18 protein-coding genes are annotated in these 16,558 nt (G+C 60.5%); 4 read left to right on the top strand and 14 right to left on the bottom strand.

Annotation, left to right across the window (positions count from 1 at the left end):
• The first annotated feature begins 14 nt into the window (after positions 1–14).
• A complete protein-coding gene (locus tag VRB54_RS06000) occupies positions 15–2,495 on the top strand; it encodes a ligase-associated DNA damage response DEXH box helicase (RefSeq protein WP_338479926.1) in 2,481 nt (826 codons plus the stop codon).
• Entirely contained in the window at positions 2,495–3,145 is a 651-nt protein-coding gene (pdeM, locus tag VRB54_RS05995; RefSeq protein ID WP_338479925.1) for a ligase-associated DNA damage response endonuclease PdeM, read from the top strand. Before VRB54_RS06000 ends, pdeM begins: the two co-directional genes overlap by 1 nt.
• 23 nt (positions 3,146–3,168) lie before the next feature.
• Here pdeM and VRB54_RS05990 read toward each other — a convergent pair whose 3' ends face one another.
• Both VRB54_RS05990 and dcd read right to left on the bottom strand, forming a co-directional pair.
• Positions 3,169–3,366 (bottom strand): hypothetical protein, encoded by a 198-nt coding sequence (locus VRB54_RS05990; protein WP_003231179.1) that lies wholly within the window; start codon positions 3,364–3,366, stop codon positions 3,169–3,171.
• Positions 3,367–3,473: 107 nt separating this feature from the next.
• Positions 3,474–4,040 (bottom strand): dCTP deaminase, encoded by a 567-nt coding sequence (gene dcd, locus VRB54_RS05985; protein ID WP_003231181.1) that lies wholly within the window; start codon positions 4,038–4,040, stop codon positions 3,474–3,476.
• Between the two features lie 389 nt (positions 4,041–4,429).
• On the opposite strand from dcd, the gene VRB54_RS05980 reads away from it, so the two are divergent.
• Complete coding sequence (locus VRB54_RS05980) at positions 4,430–4,639, top strand: cold-shock protein (protein ID WP_002554837.1); 210 nt, start codon at positions 4,430–4,432, stop codon at positions 4,637–4,639.
• Positions 4,640–4,841: 202 nt separating this feature from the next.
• Here the strand turns inward: VRB54_RS05980 and rpoS are convergent, their stop codons facing one another.
• The 8 genes from rpoS to VRB54_RS05940 all read right to left on the bottom strand — a co-directional run bounded on the left by rpoS (position 4,842) and on the right by VRB54_RS05940 (position 11,962).
• The gene (gene rpoS / locus VRB54_RS05975; RefSeq protein WP_338479923.1) at positions 4,842–5,846 is read right to left on the bottom strand and encodes an RNA polymerase sigma factor RpoS; all 1,005 of its coding nucleotides are present in this window, start codon (positions 5,844–5,846) and stop codon (positions 4,842–4,844) included.
• Between the two features lie 105 nt (positions 5,847–5,951).
• On the bottom strand, positions 5,952–6,788 hold the full coding sequence (locus VRB54_RS05970; RefSeq protein ID WP_338479922.1) for a peptidoglycan DD-metalloendopeptidase family protein: 837 nt from the start codon (positions 6,786–6,788) through the stop codon (positions 5,952–5,954).
• A 210-nt stretch (positions 6,789–6,998) separates the two neighbouring features.
• Positions 6,999–7,634 (bottom strand): protein-L-isoaspartate(D-aspartate) O-methyltransferase, encoded by a 636-nt coding sequence (locus VRB54_RS05965; protein ID WP_173670290.1) that lies wholly within the window; start codon positions 7,632–7,634, stop codon positions 6,999–7,001.
• 41 nt (positions 7,635–7,675) lie between these two features.
• Positions 7,676–8,425 (bottom strand): 5'/3'-nucleotidase SurE, encoded by a 750-nt coding sequence (surE, locus tag VRB54_RS05960; RefSeq protein ID WP_338479921.1) that lies wholly within the window; start codon positions 8,423–8,425, stop codon positions 7,676–7,678.
• Positions 8,413–9,471 (bottom strand): tRNA pseudouridine(13) synthase TruD, encoded by a 1,059-nt coding sequence (gene truD / locus VRB54_RS05955; RefSeq protein ID WP_338479920.1) that lies wholly within the window; start codon positions 9,469–9,471, stop codon positions 8,413–8,415. The genes surE and truD overlap by 13 nt, the downstream gene beginning before the upstream one ends.
• Complete coding sequence (gene ispF, locus VRB54_RS05950) at positions 9,468–9,941, bottom strand: 2-C-methyl-D-erythritol 2,4-cyclodiphosphate synthase (protein WP_338479919.1); 474 nt, start codon at positions 9,939–9,941, stop codon at positions 9,468–9,470. The genes truD and ispF overlap by 4 nt, the downstream gene beginning before the upstream one ends.
• A gap of 54 nt (positions 9,942–9,995) precedes the next feature.
• Positions 9,996–10,841 (bottom strand): S-formylglutathione hydrolase, encoded by an 846-nt coding sequence (gene fghA / locus VRB54_RS05945; RefSeq protein ID WP_338479918.1) that lies wholly within the window; start codon positions 10,839–10,841, stop codon positions 9,996–9,998.
• A gap of 8 nt (positions 10,842–10,849) precedes the next feature.
• Complete coding sequence (locus tag VRB54_RS05940) at positions 10,850–11,962, bottom strand: S-(hydroxymethyl)glutathione dehydrogenase/class III alcohol dehydrogenase (RefSeq protein ID WP_338479917.1); 1,113 nt, start codon at positions 11,960–11,962, stop codon at positions 10,850–10,852.
• A 109-nt stretch (positions 11,963–12,071) separates the two neighbouring features.
• On the opposite strand from VRB54_RS05940, the gene VRB54_RS05935 reads away from it, so the two are divergent.
• Positions 12,072–12,968, top strand: a complete 897-nt coding sequence (locus tag VRB54_RS05935) for a LysR substrate-binding domain-containing protein (RefSeq protein WP_209989569.1) — start codon at positions 12,072–12,074, stop codon at positions 12,966–12,968.
• Positions 12,969–13,096: 128 nt separating this feature from the next.
• Here VRB54_RS05935 and ispD read toward each other — a convergent pair whose 3' ends face one another.
• The 4 genes from ispD to kdsA form a co-directional block, all read right to left on the bottom strand.
• On the bottom strand, positions 13,097–13,804 hold the full coding sequence (ispD, locus tag VRB54_RS05930; protein WP_209989565.1) for a 2-C-methyl-D-erythritol 4-phosphate cytidylyltransferase: 708 nt from the start codon (positions 13,802–13,804) through the stop codon (positions 13,097–13,099).
• Entirely contained in the window at positions 13,801–14,079 is a 279-nt protein-coding gene (gene ftsB / locus VRB54_RS05925) for a cell division protein FtsB (protein WP_003231201.1), read from the bottom strand. The genes ispD and ftsB overlap by 4 nt, the downstream gene beginning before the upstream one ends.
• A 181-nt stretch (positions 14,080–14,260) precedes the next feature.
• Positions 14,261–15,550, bottom strand: a complete 1,290-nt coding sequence (gene eno, locus VRB54_RS05920; RefSeq protein ID WP_057007796.1) for a phosphopyruvate hydratase — start codon at positions 15,548–15,550, stop codon at positions 14,261–14,263.
• A 157-nt stretch (positions 15,551–15,707) separates the two neighbouring features.
• Entirely contained in the window at positions 15,708–16,553 is an 846-nt protein-coding gene (kdsA, locus tag VRB54_RS05915; protein WP_057007795.1) for a 3-deoxy-8-phosphooctulonate synthase, read from the bottom strand.
• Positions 16,554–16,558 lie beyond the last annotated feature (5 nt).

Here is a 16,558-nt window from a genome sequence, read left to right as displayed (position 1 = left end):
ACGTCAGCTGCCGCATGGCAAAACCCCACGACTTCGCCAGGCAATGGTTCGCCGCCAAGGGTTGGAAGCCCTTCGCGTTTCAGAAAGACGTGTGGGCGGCGGTCAAGCAGGGCCGGTCCGGCCTGTTGCACGCCAGCACCGGGGCCGGCAAGACCTACGCCTTGTGGTTCGCCGCGCTCAACCGCCTGGCCATCACGCGCCCGCCGGCCACCGGTAAACGCAAGCCGCCAGCCGAACCGCTGAGCGTGCTGTGGATCACCCCCATGCGTGCGCTGGCCGCCGACACCGCCCGCGCCCTCGAAGCACCGCTTGCTGACTTGCAGATTCCCTGGAGCGTCGGCCTGCGCACCGGCGATACCAGTAACAGCGAACGTGCCCGCCAGACCCGCCGCCAGCCCACTGCGCTGGTCACCACCCCGGAAAGCCTGACCCTGATGCTCGCCCGCGCCGACAGCGAGGCCAGCCTGGGGCACCTGCGCATGGTGATCGTGGATGAATGGCATGAATTGATCGGCAATAAGCGCGGCGTGCAGTTGCAATTGGCGTTGGCCCGCTTGCGGCGCTGGCACCCTGAATTGATGGTGTGGGGCATTTCCGCGACCCTGGGCAATCAGGCCCACGCGCTGGAGGTATTGGTCCCACAGGGCGATGGGATCAATGTGCAGGGGCAGACTGCCAAGCGATTGATCATTGATACGCTGTTGCCGCCCGTCACCGAACGTTTCCCATGGGCCGGGCATATTGGTTTGAAGATGCTGCCGCAAGTGGTGGCCGAAGTGGACTCGAGCAGCAGTTGCCTGGTGTTCACCAATACCCGTGCACAATCGGAAATCTGGTACCAGGCCTTGCTGGATGCGCGGCCGGACTGGGCCGGTTTGATCGCCCTGCACCACGGCTCACTGTCGCGGGAAACCCGTGACTGGGTGGAGCGCGCCTTGAAAGACGGGCAGCTCAAGGCCGTGGTGTGTACGTCGAGCCTGGACCTGGGCGTGGACTTTTTACCGGTGGAGCGCGTGCTGCAGATCGGCTCGGCCAAAGGCGTGGCGCGCCTGATGCAACGCGCCGGGCGCTCCGGCCATGCGCCAGGGCGGCCGTCACGGGTGACGCTGGTGCCGACCCATAGCCTGGAGCTGGTGGAGGCTGCGGCGGCGCAGGATGCAATCGCCGAACGGCGCATCGAAGCGCGGGAATCGCCCCACAAGCCGCTGGATGTACTCGTACAACACCTGGTGAGCATGGCCTTGGGCGGCGGCTTTACGCCCGATGCCTTGCTGGCGGAAGTTCGCGGTGCCTGGGCGTATCGCGAACTCACGGAGGAGGACTGGGCCTGGGCGCTGGGCTTTGTGCGCCACGGCGGCCTGTCGCTGACCGCCTACCCGGATTACCGCCGCGTGGAACCGGACGAACATGGCATCTGGCGCGTGCCCGATGCGCGCCTGGCGCGGCGTCATCGCATGAGCGTTGGCACTATCGTCAGCGATGCGAGTATCCATCTCAAATACTGGAGCAAGGGCGGCGGCGGCAAGAATCTGGGCAGTGTCGAGGAAGGTTTTATTGCGCGGCTCAAGCCGGGGGACGGGTTTCTGTTTGCCGGCCGCTTGCTGGAACTGGTGCGCGTGGAGAACATGACCGCCTACGTGCGCCGCAGCACCGCGAAAAAAGCCGCCGTGCCGCGCTGGAATGGCGGGCGCATGCCGCTTTCCAACGAGCTGGCGCAGGCGGTGGTCGAACGCTTTGACGCGGCGGCGCATGGGCGCTTCGACGGCCCGGAGATGCAAGCGGTGCAACCGTTGCTGCAAACGCAATTGCGCTGGTCGGGGCTGCCCACCCACGATCACCTGCTGGCCGAAGCGCTGAAGTCGCGCGAGGGCTGGCATCTGTTTCTCTACCCCTTCGCCGGCCGTCAGGTGCACCTGGGACTGGCAAGCCTGCTGGCATGGCGGGTCAGCCAGCAACAGCCAGTGACGTTTTCGATTGCGGTGAACGATTACGGGCTAGAGCTGCTGAGCGCCACCGAGGTGCACTGGCCACGTCTATTGAACGAGGCCCTGCTGAGCCCGGAGCATCTGCTGGCGGACGTTGCCGCAAGCTTGAATGCAGGGGAACTGGCGCTGCGCCGCTTTCGCGAGATCGCGCGGATTGCCGGGCTGGTGTTTGCCGGGTACCCGGGAGCGCCGAAGAGTACCCGGCAGGTGCAGGCCTCCAGTGGTTTGTTTTTCGAGGTGTTCAAGCAATACGATCCGCACAACTTGTTGCTGACCCAGGCCGGGGAGGAAGTCCTGCGTGATGAGTTGGATATTCGACGGCTGGAAGATACGTTGCTGCATCTGTCATCGCTCAAACGCGATCTGCATATGATCGAGCGGCCTACCCCGCTGGCCTTTCCGCTGCTGGTGGAACGGATGCGCGAGAGCATGAGCTCGGAAAAACTGTCGGAGCGTATTGCGCGGATGGTCAAGGACTTGGAAAAAGTCGCGGATAACGGGAAACGTTGATGTATTGCTCTGTCACGCTTGAGGGGGAAGAACTGTGGCTGCTGGCGGACAAGGCCGTGTACTGGCCCGCCCGCCGTACGCTGCTGATTGCCGACGCGCACTTTGGCAAGGCATCGGCCTACCGCAGCCTCGGGCAACCGGTGCCGCAGGGGACCACCACGGCCAATCTGCAGAGGCTTGACCGTGTGCTAAGCGGGTTTGCCTGCGAACAAGTGATCTTTCTGGGGGATTTTCTGCATGGCCCCGGCTCCCACGCCAGCGGAACACTGGGGGCGTTAAGGGCCTGGCGTGATCGCACGCCTGATCTGGCAATGACGTTGATTCGCGGCAATCACGATAAACGTGCGGGCGATCCGCCTGCCGATTTACGTATTGAGGTGGTCACCGAACCGCTTCTGATGGGCCCCTTCGCTCTGCAACACGAACCGGACGCCCACCCCAGCCACCACGTGCTGGCCGGGCATGTGCATCCGGTGTATCGATTGCGCGGCAAGGGCCGGCAAAGCCTGCGCCTGCCGTGCTTTCTGATAGGCACGCAGGTCAGCCTTCTGCCGGCCTTCGGCGCATTTACTGGCGGCTATGCAGTTGAGCAGGACGTTGATCGCCGACTGTTTGTGATCGGCGATCACGAGGTATGGCCCGTTCAGTGAGGCACTGACTGGCCGCACATCTATCAGGCGACAGGTGCGGGCGGTGGCTCATCCGGGAGGACGGGCTCGCCTGGCTCGGTCGGCTGGGGATAATCCGGTTCAGGTTGGCCGGGAATGCCACCCGCGTGAGCAGGGTTGGCCATCAGGGACCAGGCTAAAACACCAATCTGGTTGGGTTCAAGCCGGGCAAGTTCAGCGCTGATTCGCGGGTCAATCTTCATAAGGTACTCCTCAAGCGTGGCTCGGCGCGCTTTACACGCACCGAGGCAGTACACCTAATAGAGTCACTTCTTGCAGACTAATTCCCTTAACGTGTACGACCTTTCGATCAAGCGCGTGGGAGAGTGACGCCACGCTGGCCCTGGTACTTGCCGCCACGGTCCTTGTAGGACACTTCACAGGCTTCATCGGACTGCAGGAAAAGCATCTGCGCGACACCTTCATTTGCGTAGATTTTCGCCGGCAACGTGGTTGTGTTGGAGAACTCCAGGGTCACGTGGCCCTCCCACTCTGGCTCCAGCGGCGTCACGTTGACGATAATGCCGCAACGCGCGTAGGTGCTTTTGCCCAGGCAGATGGTCAACACGTCGCGAGGAATACGGAAGAACTCCACGGTACGCGCCAGGGCGAAAGAGTTGGGCGGGATGATGCACACGTCGCTCTTGATGTCGACGAAGCTCTTTTCGTCGAAGTTCTTTGGGTCGACAGTGGCCGAATTGATGTTGGTGAACACCTTGAATTCGTCGGCGCAACGCACGTCGTAGCCGTAGCTGGAAACACCGTACGAGATCACGCGGTCATTGCCTTCGCCACGGATCTGGCGCTCGACGAAGGGTTCGATCATGCCGTGCTCTTGCGCCATGCGGCGAATCCACTTGTCCGATTTGATGCTCATGGCGGGTGTCCTGAATAGCGAGGTAGAAAAAAGGCTGTGGGGCATCTTACCGGGGCCGGCGATGGGGTTCAAAGGGCGCGGGGCATTTCTTCGCGGATGCGCGCGTGGCTGCAGGCCACAGCCAGCGGGGTCGGGCTCTGACTGCCGTAAGAGCGCGCTGTAAATACCGCCGCCAGTCACGAATTTATAGAAACCTGTGGAAATACCATTGGCACGTTCCGGAAAAACGGTTAAGGTGGCGTCACTGTGTTGCTTGTGTCACTGAGAATCTCTACACGATATGTTGAATTTCGATCCAACCATCTCCAAGAATTTTTCCTGCTCTTTGCACTCAGTCTCGGCCAGGGCTTTTCCTGAGTCGCAGTTAACTTTGTTCAAGGAGTTACACCATGTCTAATCGCCAAACTGGTACCGTTAAGTGGTTCAACGATGAAAAAGGCTTCGGCTTCATCACTCCACAATCCGGTGACGACCTGTTCGTTCACTTCAAAGCTATCCAATCCGACGGCTTCAAAAGCCTGAAAGAAGGCCAACAGGTTTCTTTCATCGCTACCCGCGGTCAGAAAGGCATGCAAGCTGAAGAAGTTCAAGTTATCTAACTTGTACTGACTCAGTCGAAAAGACCCCGCCCTTAAAAGCGGGGTTTTTTTATGCCCGGAATCTGGCCTTTGCGCCATGGAATGCCGCGCACAAAAAATGTGGGAGGGGGCTTGCTCCCGACAGCGGTGGAACAGTCGGTACAACCGGTGACTGTTTCACTGCAATCGGGAGCAAGCCCCCTCCCACATTTGTACTGCGTTACTACTGGAACAACGACTCGCTCGACAAGCCATTCTTCTCCAGGATCTCGCGCAAGCGCTTGAGGCCCTCCACCTGGATCTGCCGCACCCGCTCACGCGTCAGGCCGATCTCCAGGCCTACGTCCTCCAGGGTGCTGCTCTCATGGCCACGCAGGCCAAAGCGGCGAATCACCACCTCACGCTGCTTGTCCGTAAGCTCGGACAGCCACTGGTCAATGCTTTGGGAAAGGTCATCGTCCTGCAACAGCTCGCAGGGGTCTGTCGGACGATCATCGGTCAGGGTGTCCAGCAGGGTTTTATCCGAGTCCGGACCCAGCGAGACATCGACCGAAGACACCCGCTCATTAAGGCCCAGCATGCGCTTGACCTCCGCGACTGGCTTCTCCAGCAGGTTGGCGATTTCTTCGGGCGAAGGTTCATGATCGAGCTTTTGTGTCAGCTCACGTGCCGCCCGCAGGTAGACGTTGAGCTCTTTGACCACATGGATCGGCAGACGGATTGTACGGGTCTGATTCATGATCGCCCGTTCGATGGTCTGGCGGATCCACCAGGTGGCATAGGTGGAAAACCGAAAGCCCCGCTCAGGGTCGAACTTTTCCACCGCGCGAATCAGGCCGAGGTTGCCCTCCTCGATCAGGTCCAGCAAGGACAGCCCACGATTGACGTAACGTCGGGCGATCTTCACCACCAGGCGCAGGTTGCTCTCAATCATGCGTTTGCGCCCGGCCGGATCACCCTTTTGCGACAAGCGCGCAAAATGGACTTCTTCTTCGGGGGTCAACAGAGGGGAAAAACCGATTTCATTGAGGTACAACTGCGTCGCATCAAGTGCCCGCGTGTAGTCAATGTACTTGTGTTGCTTTAATGCGGAAGCGTTCTTGGATTTGGTACGAACTGAAGGTGTTGCAGGTCCCTCATTCGACATCGATTCCATAGCGATATCGGTCTCCATAAGGAGAACCTCATCGTCGATGTCAAACTCCGGCGCTTCTTTACTGAGAGCCATTGTTATAGTCCTTTGGTGAGTTCGACCTCAAGCTCAAGCGGCGCCTTTATCCTTGGCAACGCTGGAGCCTGTTCCTTCTACGTGAGGGAACAGGCTGGTAACACATCAACGACGGGGTAGGAATTGCAGCGGATCGACGGGCTTCCCTTGACGGCGAATCTCAAAATGCAGTTTCACCCGGTCTGTCCCCGTTGACCCCATTTCAGCAATCGTCTGTCCGACCTTGACCTGCTGCCCCTCCCGAACCAACAGCCTGCGGTTGTGACCGTAAGCACTGACGTAGGTGTCACTGTGCTTGATGATGACCAGCTCGCCGTAGCCCCGTAAACCACTCCCGGCGTAAACCACTGTCCCATCAGACGCAGCTAAAACAGGCTGTCCCAAATCCCCAGCGATATCAATGCCTTTATTCAAACTACCGTTTGAAGAGAATTTTCCAATTAACACCCCGTTTGAAGGCCATCCCCAGCCCTTCGGCGCAGGGCCCGCAGGAGGCAGCGGCGCGGGTGCGGGCCTGCTCGCGACAGTCGGCGCCGCGGTACCGGCAGGCCGGGTGGTGATGGTGGTCTTGCTCGAGGAGGATGACGAAGACCCACTGCTTGTCACCACGGACACGGGCGCGGAACCGCTGCGGCCGTCGAAGCGAATCGTCTGTCCCGGATGGATGGTATAGGGCACGGGAATATTGTTACGAGCTGCGAGCGCCTTGTAGTCCCAGCCATAACGAAAGGCGATCGAGAACATCGTATCGCCCTTGCGCACTACATATTGCCCGGTGGTGACCGTAGGTTTCTGCGGCACCGCCTTGGTACGGTCAACGACCCGTGCGCCGCTGCTTGGCGTGCTGGAGCAGGCTGCCAGTAACGAACTCAAGACAAGGCCAAGCACCAGTCGCTGAAAGCTAGTTTTACTCATACGCTGCGCAAGACCTGTGAGACTCACCCGCCGCTCCCTTTGATGGTGGCTGAACATGAATGCCTGTATCAGGCTTGAAAGATGCCGCAAGTATAACTGGGCATTGGCTTTTTACCGGTACACGGCGCAAACGAAAGACTCATCGTGTTGACCACCAACGCTTGATCATCGTGATTCGATAGACCCCGCCGTAAGACACATCCCACGCAACGGAATTCACTGCCTGCCCATAAATGATCAGGCCAGCGGCCCATTGAGCAACGGCACGAAGCGTACCGCCCCAAGCACATGTCGGGAAAAGCCGTCGTCCTCACGGATAATCAGCATCAATTGCTGCACTTCACCGGCCCCCACCGGGATCACCAGGCGTCCACCGGGGGCGAGTTGATCAAGCAATGCCTGCGGGACATCCGTGGCCACTGCCGTAACGATAATGCCGTTATACGGCGCCAATGCTGGCCAGCCTTCCCAGCCATCGCCCCAGCGAAACACCACGTTGCGCAGGTTCAACTCAACCAGGCGCTCTTTGGCACGGTCCTGCAACACCTTGATGCGCTCCACCGAGAACACCCGCTCCACCAACTGCGACAGCACGGCAGTCTGGTAGCCCGAACCGGTGCCGATCTCCAGCACTTTGTCCAATGGGCCCGCCGCCAGCAACAGCTCGCTCATGCGCGCAACCATGTAAGGCTGGGAAATGGTCTGGTTATGGCCGATCGGCAACGCGGTGTCTTCGTAGGCGCGGTGCGCCAGGGCTTCATCGACAAACAGATGGCGAGGTGTGCGCCGAATCACTTCCAGCACCTGAGCGTTGGACAGGCCCTCTTCATACAGGCGCTGGATCAAACGCTCGCGGGTGCGTTGGGAGGTCATCCCGATGCCGCGACGCAGCAGGTCGTCCTGTTCACGAGCCATCAGCGCAGCCCCTCCAGCCAGCCATCGAGACGACTAAAGGCATCACTGAAGGTGCGATCAAATTGCAACGGGGTAATCGAAACATAACCTTGCATCACCGCATGAAAGTCCGTGCCCTCGCCACCGTCTTCGGCATCGCCGGCTGCGGCAATCCAGTAACCTTCCTTGCCACGCGGATCGACCACCTTCAGCGGCGCCGCTGCGCGGGCCCGATGGCCCAGACGCGTGAGCCGGATACCGCGAATATGGCCGAGGGGCAAGTTGGGAATATTGACGTTGAGCACTGTGCGCGGCGGCAAGTCGAGTGAAGCGTGCGCCTCGACCAGCTTGCGCGCGAAATGGGCGGCCGTGGGCAGGTTGTCCAGTTGGCGCGACGCCAGGGAGAACGCAAACGAGGTTCGCCCGAGGAAACGCCCTTCAAGCGCCGCGCCGACAGTGCCGGAATACAGCACGTCGTCACCCAGGTTGGCGCCGAGGTTAATGCCCGACACGATCAGGTCCGGCTGCTGCTCAAGCAGGCTGTTGATCGCCAGGTGCACGCAATCGGTGGGCGTACCGTTCACGCTGATAAAACCATTGGCGAGGACGTGCGGGTGCAGCGGACGGTCAAGTGTCAGCGAACAGCTGGCACCACTTTTGTCCTGGTCGGGGGCAACCACCACGCACTCGGCGTAATCCGCGAGCGCAGCATGAAGCGCAGCGAGGCCGGGTGCGGTGGCACCGTCATCGTTTGATATCAGAATACGCATGGGCTGTCCGTCTGCCCCACCGGCACCAGATCAACAAGCTCGCGCACCAAGACAGTGGCGAAGCATCCGGCCGGCAGGACGAATTCCAATTGCAGAATGTCAGGCCGGGGATAATGCCACGTCAACCCGCCAATGGGCAGCCGCAGAATGCGACGTTCCTGGCTCATTCCGGCATTCACCAGCCAATCACGCAGGTCAGATTCGCCGGCGGCGACAGATTGCTCCAGTTCAAAGGTAAGACCTTTCGCCGGAGAGTCGCCCTCGCCCCATTGTGGGCCGGTGGGGTGCAGGTCCAGGATTGCCAGACGCGGGTCGTTGCATTCAGCCTCCCCCGCCGGGAAAAAACTGCGACTGTCGGTAAATGCCAGCAAATCGCCAACCTGTGCACGCTGCCAGGAACCGTCCGCCACGCGGGCGGCCAGCACTTTATTGAAGAGGAAACTGCGCGCAGTGGAGAGCAACCGCGACCGCACCGCACGCTGCTCCGGCAAGGCTTTGCGCGCAGCCCATTCGCGGGCATCCACGACGTTGCCGCCGTTATGGCCAAAGCGCTGCGTGCCGAAATAATTGGGAATACCGTGCCGGGCAATCAGTTGCAGACGCGCATCGATGGCGGCGGTATCACCGGCCAGTTGCGTCAGGCGCAGGGTAAAACCATTGGCCGAATGAGCACCGCGCTGCAATTTGCGCTTGTGGCGTTTCATTTCCAGGATCCTGAGGGTGTCGTCTTGCGCACCGCTCATGTCCGGGTCGGCCTTGCCGGGCAGCTGCACGCTGAACCATTGGCGGGTCAACGCCTGGCGATCCTTGAGCCCGGCGTAACTGACCGTGCGCAGCGGCACACCCGCCGCCCTGGCGATACGCCGGGCCGCCTCTTCGGTGTTCAGGCCGCGTTTTTCCACCCACAACCACAGGTGTTCGCCGTCGCCGCTCAGCGGAATATCCAGCACTTCATCGACCTGGAAGTCCTCGGCGGTCGCCTTCAGGACCGCGCTGCCCAGCGCCTCGCCATAAGCCCGCGGGCCCAGCAATTGCAGTTCATTCATGCGCGCAGCAACAAGGCGACGGAGTGCACCGCAATGCCCTCTTCACGACCGGTAAACCCGAGCTTTTCGGTGGTGGTGGCTTTCACGTTCACTTGATCCAGTTCTATTTGCAGGTCGGCGGCGATCAGCGCGCGCATCGATTCGATATGGGGCGCCATTTTCGGTGCCTGGGCCACGATGGTGTTATCGACGTTGCCGACCTTCCAGCCCCTGGCGTGGATGAGTCCGACCACATGGCGCAGCAACACACGACTGTCCGCGCCCTTGAACGTCGGGTCGGTGTCTGGAAAGTGCTTGCCGATATCGCCCAGTGCCGCCGCGCCGAGCAAGGCATCGCTCAAGGCATGCAACACAACATCGCCGTCGGAATGGGCCAGCAACCCGCGGTGATGTGCAATGCGCACGCCGCCCAGGGTGATGAACTCGCCTTCGGCGAAACGGTGCACATCGTAGCCGTGGCCAATACGCATAAAAAAACGCCCCGATTTAATTCAGGGCGTGATTCTACCTACTTTTGCCGCAGATTAACCGAGCAAAGCGCGTCCGTGATGGCGCAAGTGATCTTCGATGAAACTGGCAATAAAGAAGTAGCTGTGGTCGTAACCCGGTTGCAGGCGCAGTTGCAGCGGATGGTTGGCCGCCCTGGCCGCCTGCTGCAAGGCTTCGGGCTTGAGCTGCTCGGCGAGGAAATCGTCGCGATCGCCCTGGTCCACCAACAGCGGCAGCTTTTCCGAGGCTTCGCTGATCAACATGCAGGCATCCCACTCGCGCCACTTGGCGCGCTCTTCGCCCAGGTAACGGGAGAAGGCTTTCTGGCCCCACGGGCAATCCATCGGGTTATTGATCGGCGAAAACGCCGACACCGACAAGTAGCGACCGGGATTGCGCAGTGCACACACCAACGCACCGTGGCCGCCCATGGAGTGACCGCTGATGCCGCGTTTGTCCGAAGCCGGGAAATGCGCTTCAACCAACGCCGGCAATTCCTGCACCACGTAGTCGTGCATCCGATAATGCGCGGCCCAGGGTTGCTGGGTGGCATTCAGGTAGAAACCGGCGCCCAGGCCGAAATCCCAGGCATTCTCCGGGTCGTCCGGCACACCCGGCCCACGCGGGCTGGTGTCGGGCGCCACGATGATCAAGCCCAGCTCGGCAGCCATGCGCTGGGCGCCGGCCTTCTGCATGAAGTTCTCGTCGGTGCAGGTCAGGCCGGACAGCCAGTACAGCACCGGCAGCTTGCCACCCTGCTCCGCCTGTGGCGGCAGGTAGACGGCGAAGGTCATGTCGCAATCGAGCACAGCCGAATGATGCTTGTAGCGTTTATGCCAGCCGCCGAAGCTTTTCTGGCAGGACAGGTTTTCCAGACTCATGGCCGACCTCAGAAGTGGATGACGGTACGAATGCTCTTGCCTTCATGCATCAGGTCAAACGCTTTGTTGATGTCTTCCAGGCCCATGGTGTGGGTGATGAAGGTGTCCAGCGGGATTTCGCCGGTCTGGGCCATTTCCACATAGCTTGGCAATTCGCTGCGCCCGCGCACGCCGCCGAACGCCGAACCGCGCCAGACGCGACCGGTCACCAGTTGGAAGGGGCGCGTGGCGATTTCCTGGCCCGCACCGGCCACACCGATGATCACCGACTCACCCCAGCCTTTGTGGCAGCACTCGAGGGCAGCGCGCATCAGGTGTACGTTGCCGATGCACTCGAAAGAGAAGTCCACGCCACCATCGGTCAAGTCGACAATCACGTCCTGGATCGGACGATCGTAGTCTTTCGGGTTGATGCACTCGGTGGCACCCAGTTGCTTGGCGATTTCGAACTTGGCCGGGTTGATGTCAATGGCAATGATGCGCCCGGCCTTGGCCTTGGCCGCACCAATGACTGCCGACAAGCCAATGCCGCCCAGGCCGAAGATGGCCACGGTATCGCCTGGCTTGACCTTGGCGGTGTTGAGCACAGCTCCGATGCCCGTGGTGACGCCGCAGCCCAGCAGGCAGACTTTTTCCAGCGGCGCTTCTTTAGGAATTTTCGCGACGGAGATTTCCGGCAGCACGGTGTACTCGGAAAAAGTCGACGTGCCCATGTAGTGAAAAATCTGCTGACCCTTGTAGGAAAAACGTGTGGTGCCGTCGGGCATCAGGCCTTTGCCCTGAGTGGAGCGGATGGCCTGGCACAGGTTGGTCTTGCCCGACTTGCAGAATTTGCACTGGCCGCATTCCGGGGTGTACAGCGGGATCACGTGATCGCCCACGGCCACCGACGTCACGCCTTCGCCGATTGCTTCAACCACCGCACCGCCTTCATGGCCGAGGATCGACGGGAAGATGCCTTCCGGGTCGGCGCCCGACAAGGTGTAGGCGTCGGTGTGGCACACGCCGGAGGCGACCACCCGCAGCAGCACTTCACCAGCCTTGGGCATGGCGACATCCACTTCAACGATCTCCAGGGGCTTGTTGGCTTCGAAGGCTACGGCGGCGCGAGACTTGATCATCCGGGGTTTCTCCAGGGAATTTAAAACTGAGACCGTGAGTGTAAATCAGCGTCCTTTGATTAATAATCCAGACAAAAGCAAAACTTTATTGCTGTGCAGGGATAATCAAATGTTGGAAAACCGCTGGGAAGGCATTGATGAGTTCGTGGCGGTGGCAGAGTGCAGCCAGTTCACGGCGGCGGCCGAGCGGCTGGGGGTGTCCTCATCCCATATCAGCCGGCAAGTGGCGCGCCTGGAGGAGCGCCTGCAAACGCGGTTGCTGTACCGCAGTACGCGCAAGGTGACGCTGACTGAAGCCGGCCAGACCTTTCTGCAGCATTGCCAACGCCTGCAGGACGGCCGCGAGGAAGCCCTGCGCGCGGTCGGCGACCTGGCCAGCGAACCCAAGGGCATGCTGCGCATGACCTGCGCGGTGGCCTACGGTGAGCGATTTATCGTGCCGCTGGTGACGCGCTTCATGGCGCTGTATCCGCAGTTACGCGTGGATATCGAACTGAGCAACCGACAGCTGGACCTGGTACATGAAGGCTTGGACCTGGCGATCCGTCTTGGCCGCCTGCAGGACTCGCGGATGGTCGCCAGCCGCCTGGCGCCACGGCGTATGTATGTGTGCGCGTCGCCGTCCTACCTCGCGCGGTATGGTCGGCCACACAGCTTGTCGGAGTTGAGTCGGCATAACTGCCTGATCGGCAGTTCGGATATCTGGCAACTGGCCCAGGACGGGCGCGAATTTTCTCAACGGGTCCAGGGAAACTGGCGCTGCAACAGCGGGCAGGCGGTGCTGGATGCGGCGCTGCAGGGCGTCGGGTTGTGCCAGTTGCCGGATTACTACGTGCTGGAGCACTTGCACAGTGGCGCGCTGGTGTCTCTGCTTGAGGCGCATCAGCCGCCGAATACGGCGGTGTGGGGGCTGTATCCGCAGCAGCGGCATTTGTCGCCCAAGGTGCGCAAGCTGGTGGATTTTTTGAAGGAGGGGTTGGCGGGGAGGCCGGAGTACAGCCAGTGAGTCTGCGTTGACCACACCGGCCTCATCGCAGGCAAGCCAGCTCCCACACTTGATCGCAGCCATTGCAGACACCTCGGTCAAATGTGGGAGCTGGCTTGCCTGCGATGAAGGCGACTCGGTTTAACTGACTATCTACGATTGGCCCACCGCAACCTGAGCCACTCCAGATCTTCCGGCCGAGTCACCTTGATATTGTCCGAACGCCCCTCAATCAATCGCGGCGCCTGACCTGACCATTCCATGGCCGAGGCTTCATCGGTAATCACCGCATCCGCCACCAGACTGTCAGCCAGGGCACGATGCAAAGCGCCCAGGCGGAACATCTGCGGCGTGTACGCCTGCCAGATCAGGCTGCGATCAACGGTTTCCACCACACGGCCGCGCTTGTCTGCACGCTTGAGCGTGTCGCGCGCCGGCACCGCCAGCAGGCCGCCCACCGGGTCGTCCGCCAGTTCGGCCAATAGCGTGTCGAGGTCGTCGCGGCTCAAATTCGGCCTTGCCGCATCGTGCACCAGCACCCAATCCTCATCGCCGGCCCCCAGGGCATTGAGCTGCAGCAACGCGTTGAGCACCGAGCCCGAGCGCTCCGAGCCGCCGTCCGCACGCTGGATACGCGGGTCGGCAGCACAGGCCAGGCCAGGCCAGTAAGGATCATCAGGAGCAAGACTGACCACCAGGCCCTTGAGCATCGGGTGATCGAGAAAACAGCCTAGGCTGTGTTCGAGAATAGTGCGTCCGCCCAGTTGCAAGTATTGCTTGGGACGGTCCGCGGCCATACGGGCACCAACGCCCGCGGCGGGAATCACGGCCCAGAAGGCCGGCAAACGCTGAGTCATTGGGCCAACTGGTAGAGGGTCTCACCCTCCTTGACCATGCCCAATTCATGACGAGCCCGTTCTTCAACGGTCTCGGTGCCTTTTTTCAGCTCAAGCACTTCGGCATCGAGGACGCGATTGCGCTCCAGCAGGATTTCGTTTTCGGCGTGCTGTGCAGCAATTTGCTCAGTCAGGTCTTTTACCTGCGCAAAGCTGCCATTACCCACCCATAGGCGGTACTGCAGGCCAGCCAGCAACAAGAGCAAGACGAGGAACAACCAATTGGGACTGCGCATCGAATATCGGGTATCCAGTGAAAAAAGACCGCCATGCAAAACTTTTGCAGCAACTGACAGCACGAAGCCTGGAAAAACCAGGCTTGTGCTAGATGGCCAACAGATTAACGTCGAAATTCACTTTGTCGTGAGTTTTCCGACGCAGTCCGTCGACTTTTTTACATTTTTAACCGGTTAACGGTCAGCCGCGAAACTCGCCACGACCGTTGTACTTGGCTTTACCCGCCAGTTGCTCTTCGATACGCAGCAATTGGTTGTACTTGGAAACACGGTCGGAACGGCACAGGGAGCCGGTCTTGATCTGACCCGCCGAGGTGCCCACGGCCAGGTCGGCAATGGTCGAATCTTCGGTTTCGCCGGAGCGGTGGGAGATCACGGCGGTGTAGCCCGCAGCCTTGGCCATCTGGATGGCTTCCAGGGTTTCGGTCAGGGTGCCGATCTGGTTGAACTTGATCAGGATCGAGTTGGCGATCTTCTTGTCGATGCCCTCTTTCAGGATCTTGGTGTTGGTCACGAACAAATCGTCGCCCACCAACTGGACCTTCTCGCCGATCTTGTCGGTGAGGATCTTCCAGCCGTCCCAGTCGGACTCGTCCAGGCCGTCTTCGATCGAGATGATCGGGTAGCGCTGGGTCAGGCCCTTGAGGTATTCAGCAAAACCTTCGGAGTTGAACACCTGGCCTTCACCGGACAGGTTGTACTTGCCGTCTTCATAGAATTCGCTGGCGGCGCAGTCCAGGGCCAGGGTCACGTCGGTGCCCAGGGTATAGCCGGCGTTGGCCACGGCTTCGGAGATCACTTTGAGTGCATCTTCGTTGGACGCCAGGTTCGGCGCGAAACCACCTTCATCACCCACTGCGGTGCTCAGGCCACGGGCTTTGAGCACGGCCTTGAGGTGGTGGAAAATTTCGGTGCCCATGCGCAGGCCTTCGGAGAAGGTCTTGGCGCCCACTGGCTGCACCATGAATTCCTGGATGTCGACGTTGTTATCGGCGTGCTCGCCACCATTGATGATGTTCATCATCGGCACCGGCATGGAGTACACACCCGGCGTGCCGTTCAGGTTGGCGATGTGGGCGTACAACGGCAGGTCCTGGTCCTGGGCAGCGGCCTTGGCAGCGGCCAGGGATACAGCGAGGATGGCGTTGGCGCCCAGGCTGCCTTTGTTCTCGGTGCCGTCGAGCTGGATCATCGCGTGGTCCAGGGCTTTCTGGTCCAGCGGGTCCTTGCCCAGCAGCAGGTCACGGATCGGGCCATTGATGTTGGCGACCGCCTTGAGTACACCCTTGCCCAGGTAACGGCTCTTGTCGCCATCGCGCAGTTCCAGCGCTTCGCGCGAACCGGTAGAAGCACCGGACGGCGCGCAGGCGCTGCCGATGATGCCGTTATCGAGAAGCACGTCGGCTTCGACGGTGGGGTTGCCACGGGAGTCGAGAACTTCACGACCTTTGATGTCGACGATTTTTGCCATTGTTGTGAACACTCCAAAGTTGACGAAAACGACGCAGCTGAAGGAAATCTTTTGACCGACCGCAAGGGTGGAACAACAGGGCAGGCTTGCAGACGACAAAGCTCAGGCACGCATGCCTGAGCATAAAGCGTGGGAAAGTCTACCGGAGAAATGCCGCTTACGCGGTTTCTACCGTCGCAAATCCCTTGACCAGTTCGTCCAGTTGCTTGAGCTGAGCCAGGAACGGCTCCAGCTTGTCCAGGCGCAGGGCGCAGGGGCCGTCGCACTTGGCGTTGTCAGGGTCTGGATGGGCTTCCAGGAACAGGCCGGCCAGGGACTGGCTGATGCCCGCCTTCGCCAGGTCCAGCACCTGGGCACGGCGCCCACCGGCGGAATCGGCGCGACCACCGGGCATTTGCAGCGCGTGGGTGACGTCGAAAAATACCGGGTATTCGAACTGTTTCATGATGCCGAAACCGAGCATGTCCACCACGAGGTTGTTGTAGCCGAAGCTCGAACCGCGCTCGCAGAGGATCAACTGGTCGTTACCTGCTTCGACGCATTTGTTCAGGATGTGTTTCATTTCCTGGGGCGCAAGGAACTGGGCTTTCTTGATATTGATCACGGCGCCGGTCCTGGCCATCGCGACCACCAGGTCGGTCTGGCGCGACAGGAAAGCCGGCAACTGGATGATGTCGCACACCTCGGCGACCACGGCTGCCTGTTCAGGCTCGTGGACGTCGGTGATGATCGGCACGCCGAAGGCTTGCTTGATGTCCTGGAAGATCCGCATGCCTTCTTCAAGGCCCGGGCCGCGATAGGAGGTCACGGACGATCGGTTGGCCTTGTCGAAGCTGGCCTTGAACACGTAAGGGATACCCAGTTTCTGGGTAACCTTCACGTACTCTTCACAGACCTGCATCGCCATGTCGCGGCTTTCCAGCACGTTCATGCCGCCGAACAGCACCATGGGCTTGTCGTTGGCAATTTCGATATCGCCTACGCGAATGATCTTCTGGGCCATCAGGG

Origin of the sequence: Pseudomonas trivialis (assembly GCF_036864995.1) — a bacterium.
In the GTDB taxonomy this organism is placed as follows: Bacteria; Pseudomonadota; Gammaproteobacteria; order Pseudomonadales; family Pseudomonadaceae; genus Aquipseudomonas; species Aquipseudomonas trivialis.
The sequence above is the reverse complement of the archived record's forward strand: the minus strand, read 5'-3'. Positions and strand labels throughout refer to the sequence as shown.

Excerpts from the sequence above, each read along its gene's own strand:
- ftsB (WP_003231201.1), bottom strand. The coding sequence starts at position 14,079 with ATGCGCAGTCCCAATTGGTTGTTCCTCGTCTTGCTCTTGTTGCTGGCT.
- eno (WP_057007796.1), bottom strand. The coding sequence starts at position 15,550 with ATGGCAAAAATCGTCGACATCAAAGGTCGTGAAGTTCTCGACTCCCGT.
- rpoS (WP_338479923.1), bottom strand. The coding sequence starts at position 5,846 with ATGGCTCTCAGTAAAGAAGCGCCGGAGTTTGACATCGACGATGAGGTT.
- ispD (WP_209989565.1), bottom strand. The coding sequence starts at position 13,804 with ATGACTCAGCGTTTGCCGGCCTTCTGGGCCGTGATTCCCGCCGCGGGC.
- VRB54_RS06000 (WP_338479926.1), top strand. The coding sequence starts at position 15 with ATGGCAAAACCCCACGACTTCGCCAGGCAATGGTTCGCCGCCAAGGGT.
- VRB54_RS05940 (WP_338479917.1), bottom strand. The coding sequence starts at position 11,962 with ATGATCAAGTCTCGCGCCGCCGTAGCCTTCGAAGCCAACAAGCCCCTG.
- dcd (WP_003231181.1), bottom strand. The coding sequence starts at position 4,040 with ATGAGCATCAAATCGGACAAGTGGATTCGCCGCATGGCGCAAGAGCAC.
- surE (WP_338479921.1), bottom strand. The coding sequence starts at position 8,425 with ATGCGTATTCTGATATCAAACGATGACGGTGCCACCGCACCCGGCCTC.
- pdeM (WP_338479925.1), top strand. The coding sequence starts at position 2,495 with ATGTATTGCTCTGTCACGCTTGAGGGGGAAGAACTGTGGCTGCTGGCG.
- ispF (WP_338479919.1), bottom strand. The coding sequence starts at position 9,941 with ATGCGTATTGGCCACGGCTACGATGTGCACCGTTTCGCCGAAGGCGAG.
- VRB54_RS05980 (WP_002554837.1), top strand. The coding sequence starts at position 4,430 with ATGTCTAATCGCCAAACTGGTACCGTTAAGTGGTTCAACGATGAAAAA.
- fghA (WP_338479918.1), bottom strand. The coding sequence starts at position 10,841 with ATGAGTCTGGAAAACCTGTCCTGCCAGAAAAGCTTCGGCGGCTGGCAT.
- truD (WP_338479920.1), bottom strand. The coding sequence starts at position 9,471 with ATGAATGAACTGCAATTGCTGGGCCCGCGGGCTTATGGCGAGGCGCTG.
- VRB54_RS05935 (WP_209989569.1), top strand. The coding sequence starts at position 12,072 with ATGTTGGAAAACCGCTGGGAAGGCATTGATGAGTTCGTGGCGGTGGCA.
- VRB54_RS05965 (WP_173670290.1), bottom strand. The coding sequence starts at position 7,634 with ATGACCTCCCAACGCACCCGCGAGCGTTTGATCCAGCGCCTGTATGAA.
- VRB54_RS05990 (WP_003231179.1), bottom strand. The coding sequence starts at position 3,366 with ATGAAGATTGACCCGCGAATCAGCGCTGAACTTGCCCGGCTTGAACCC.
- kdsA (WP_057007795.1), bottom strand. The coding sequence starts at position 16,553 with ATGGCCCAGAAGATCATTCGCGTAGGCGATATCGAAATTGCCAACGAC.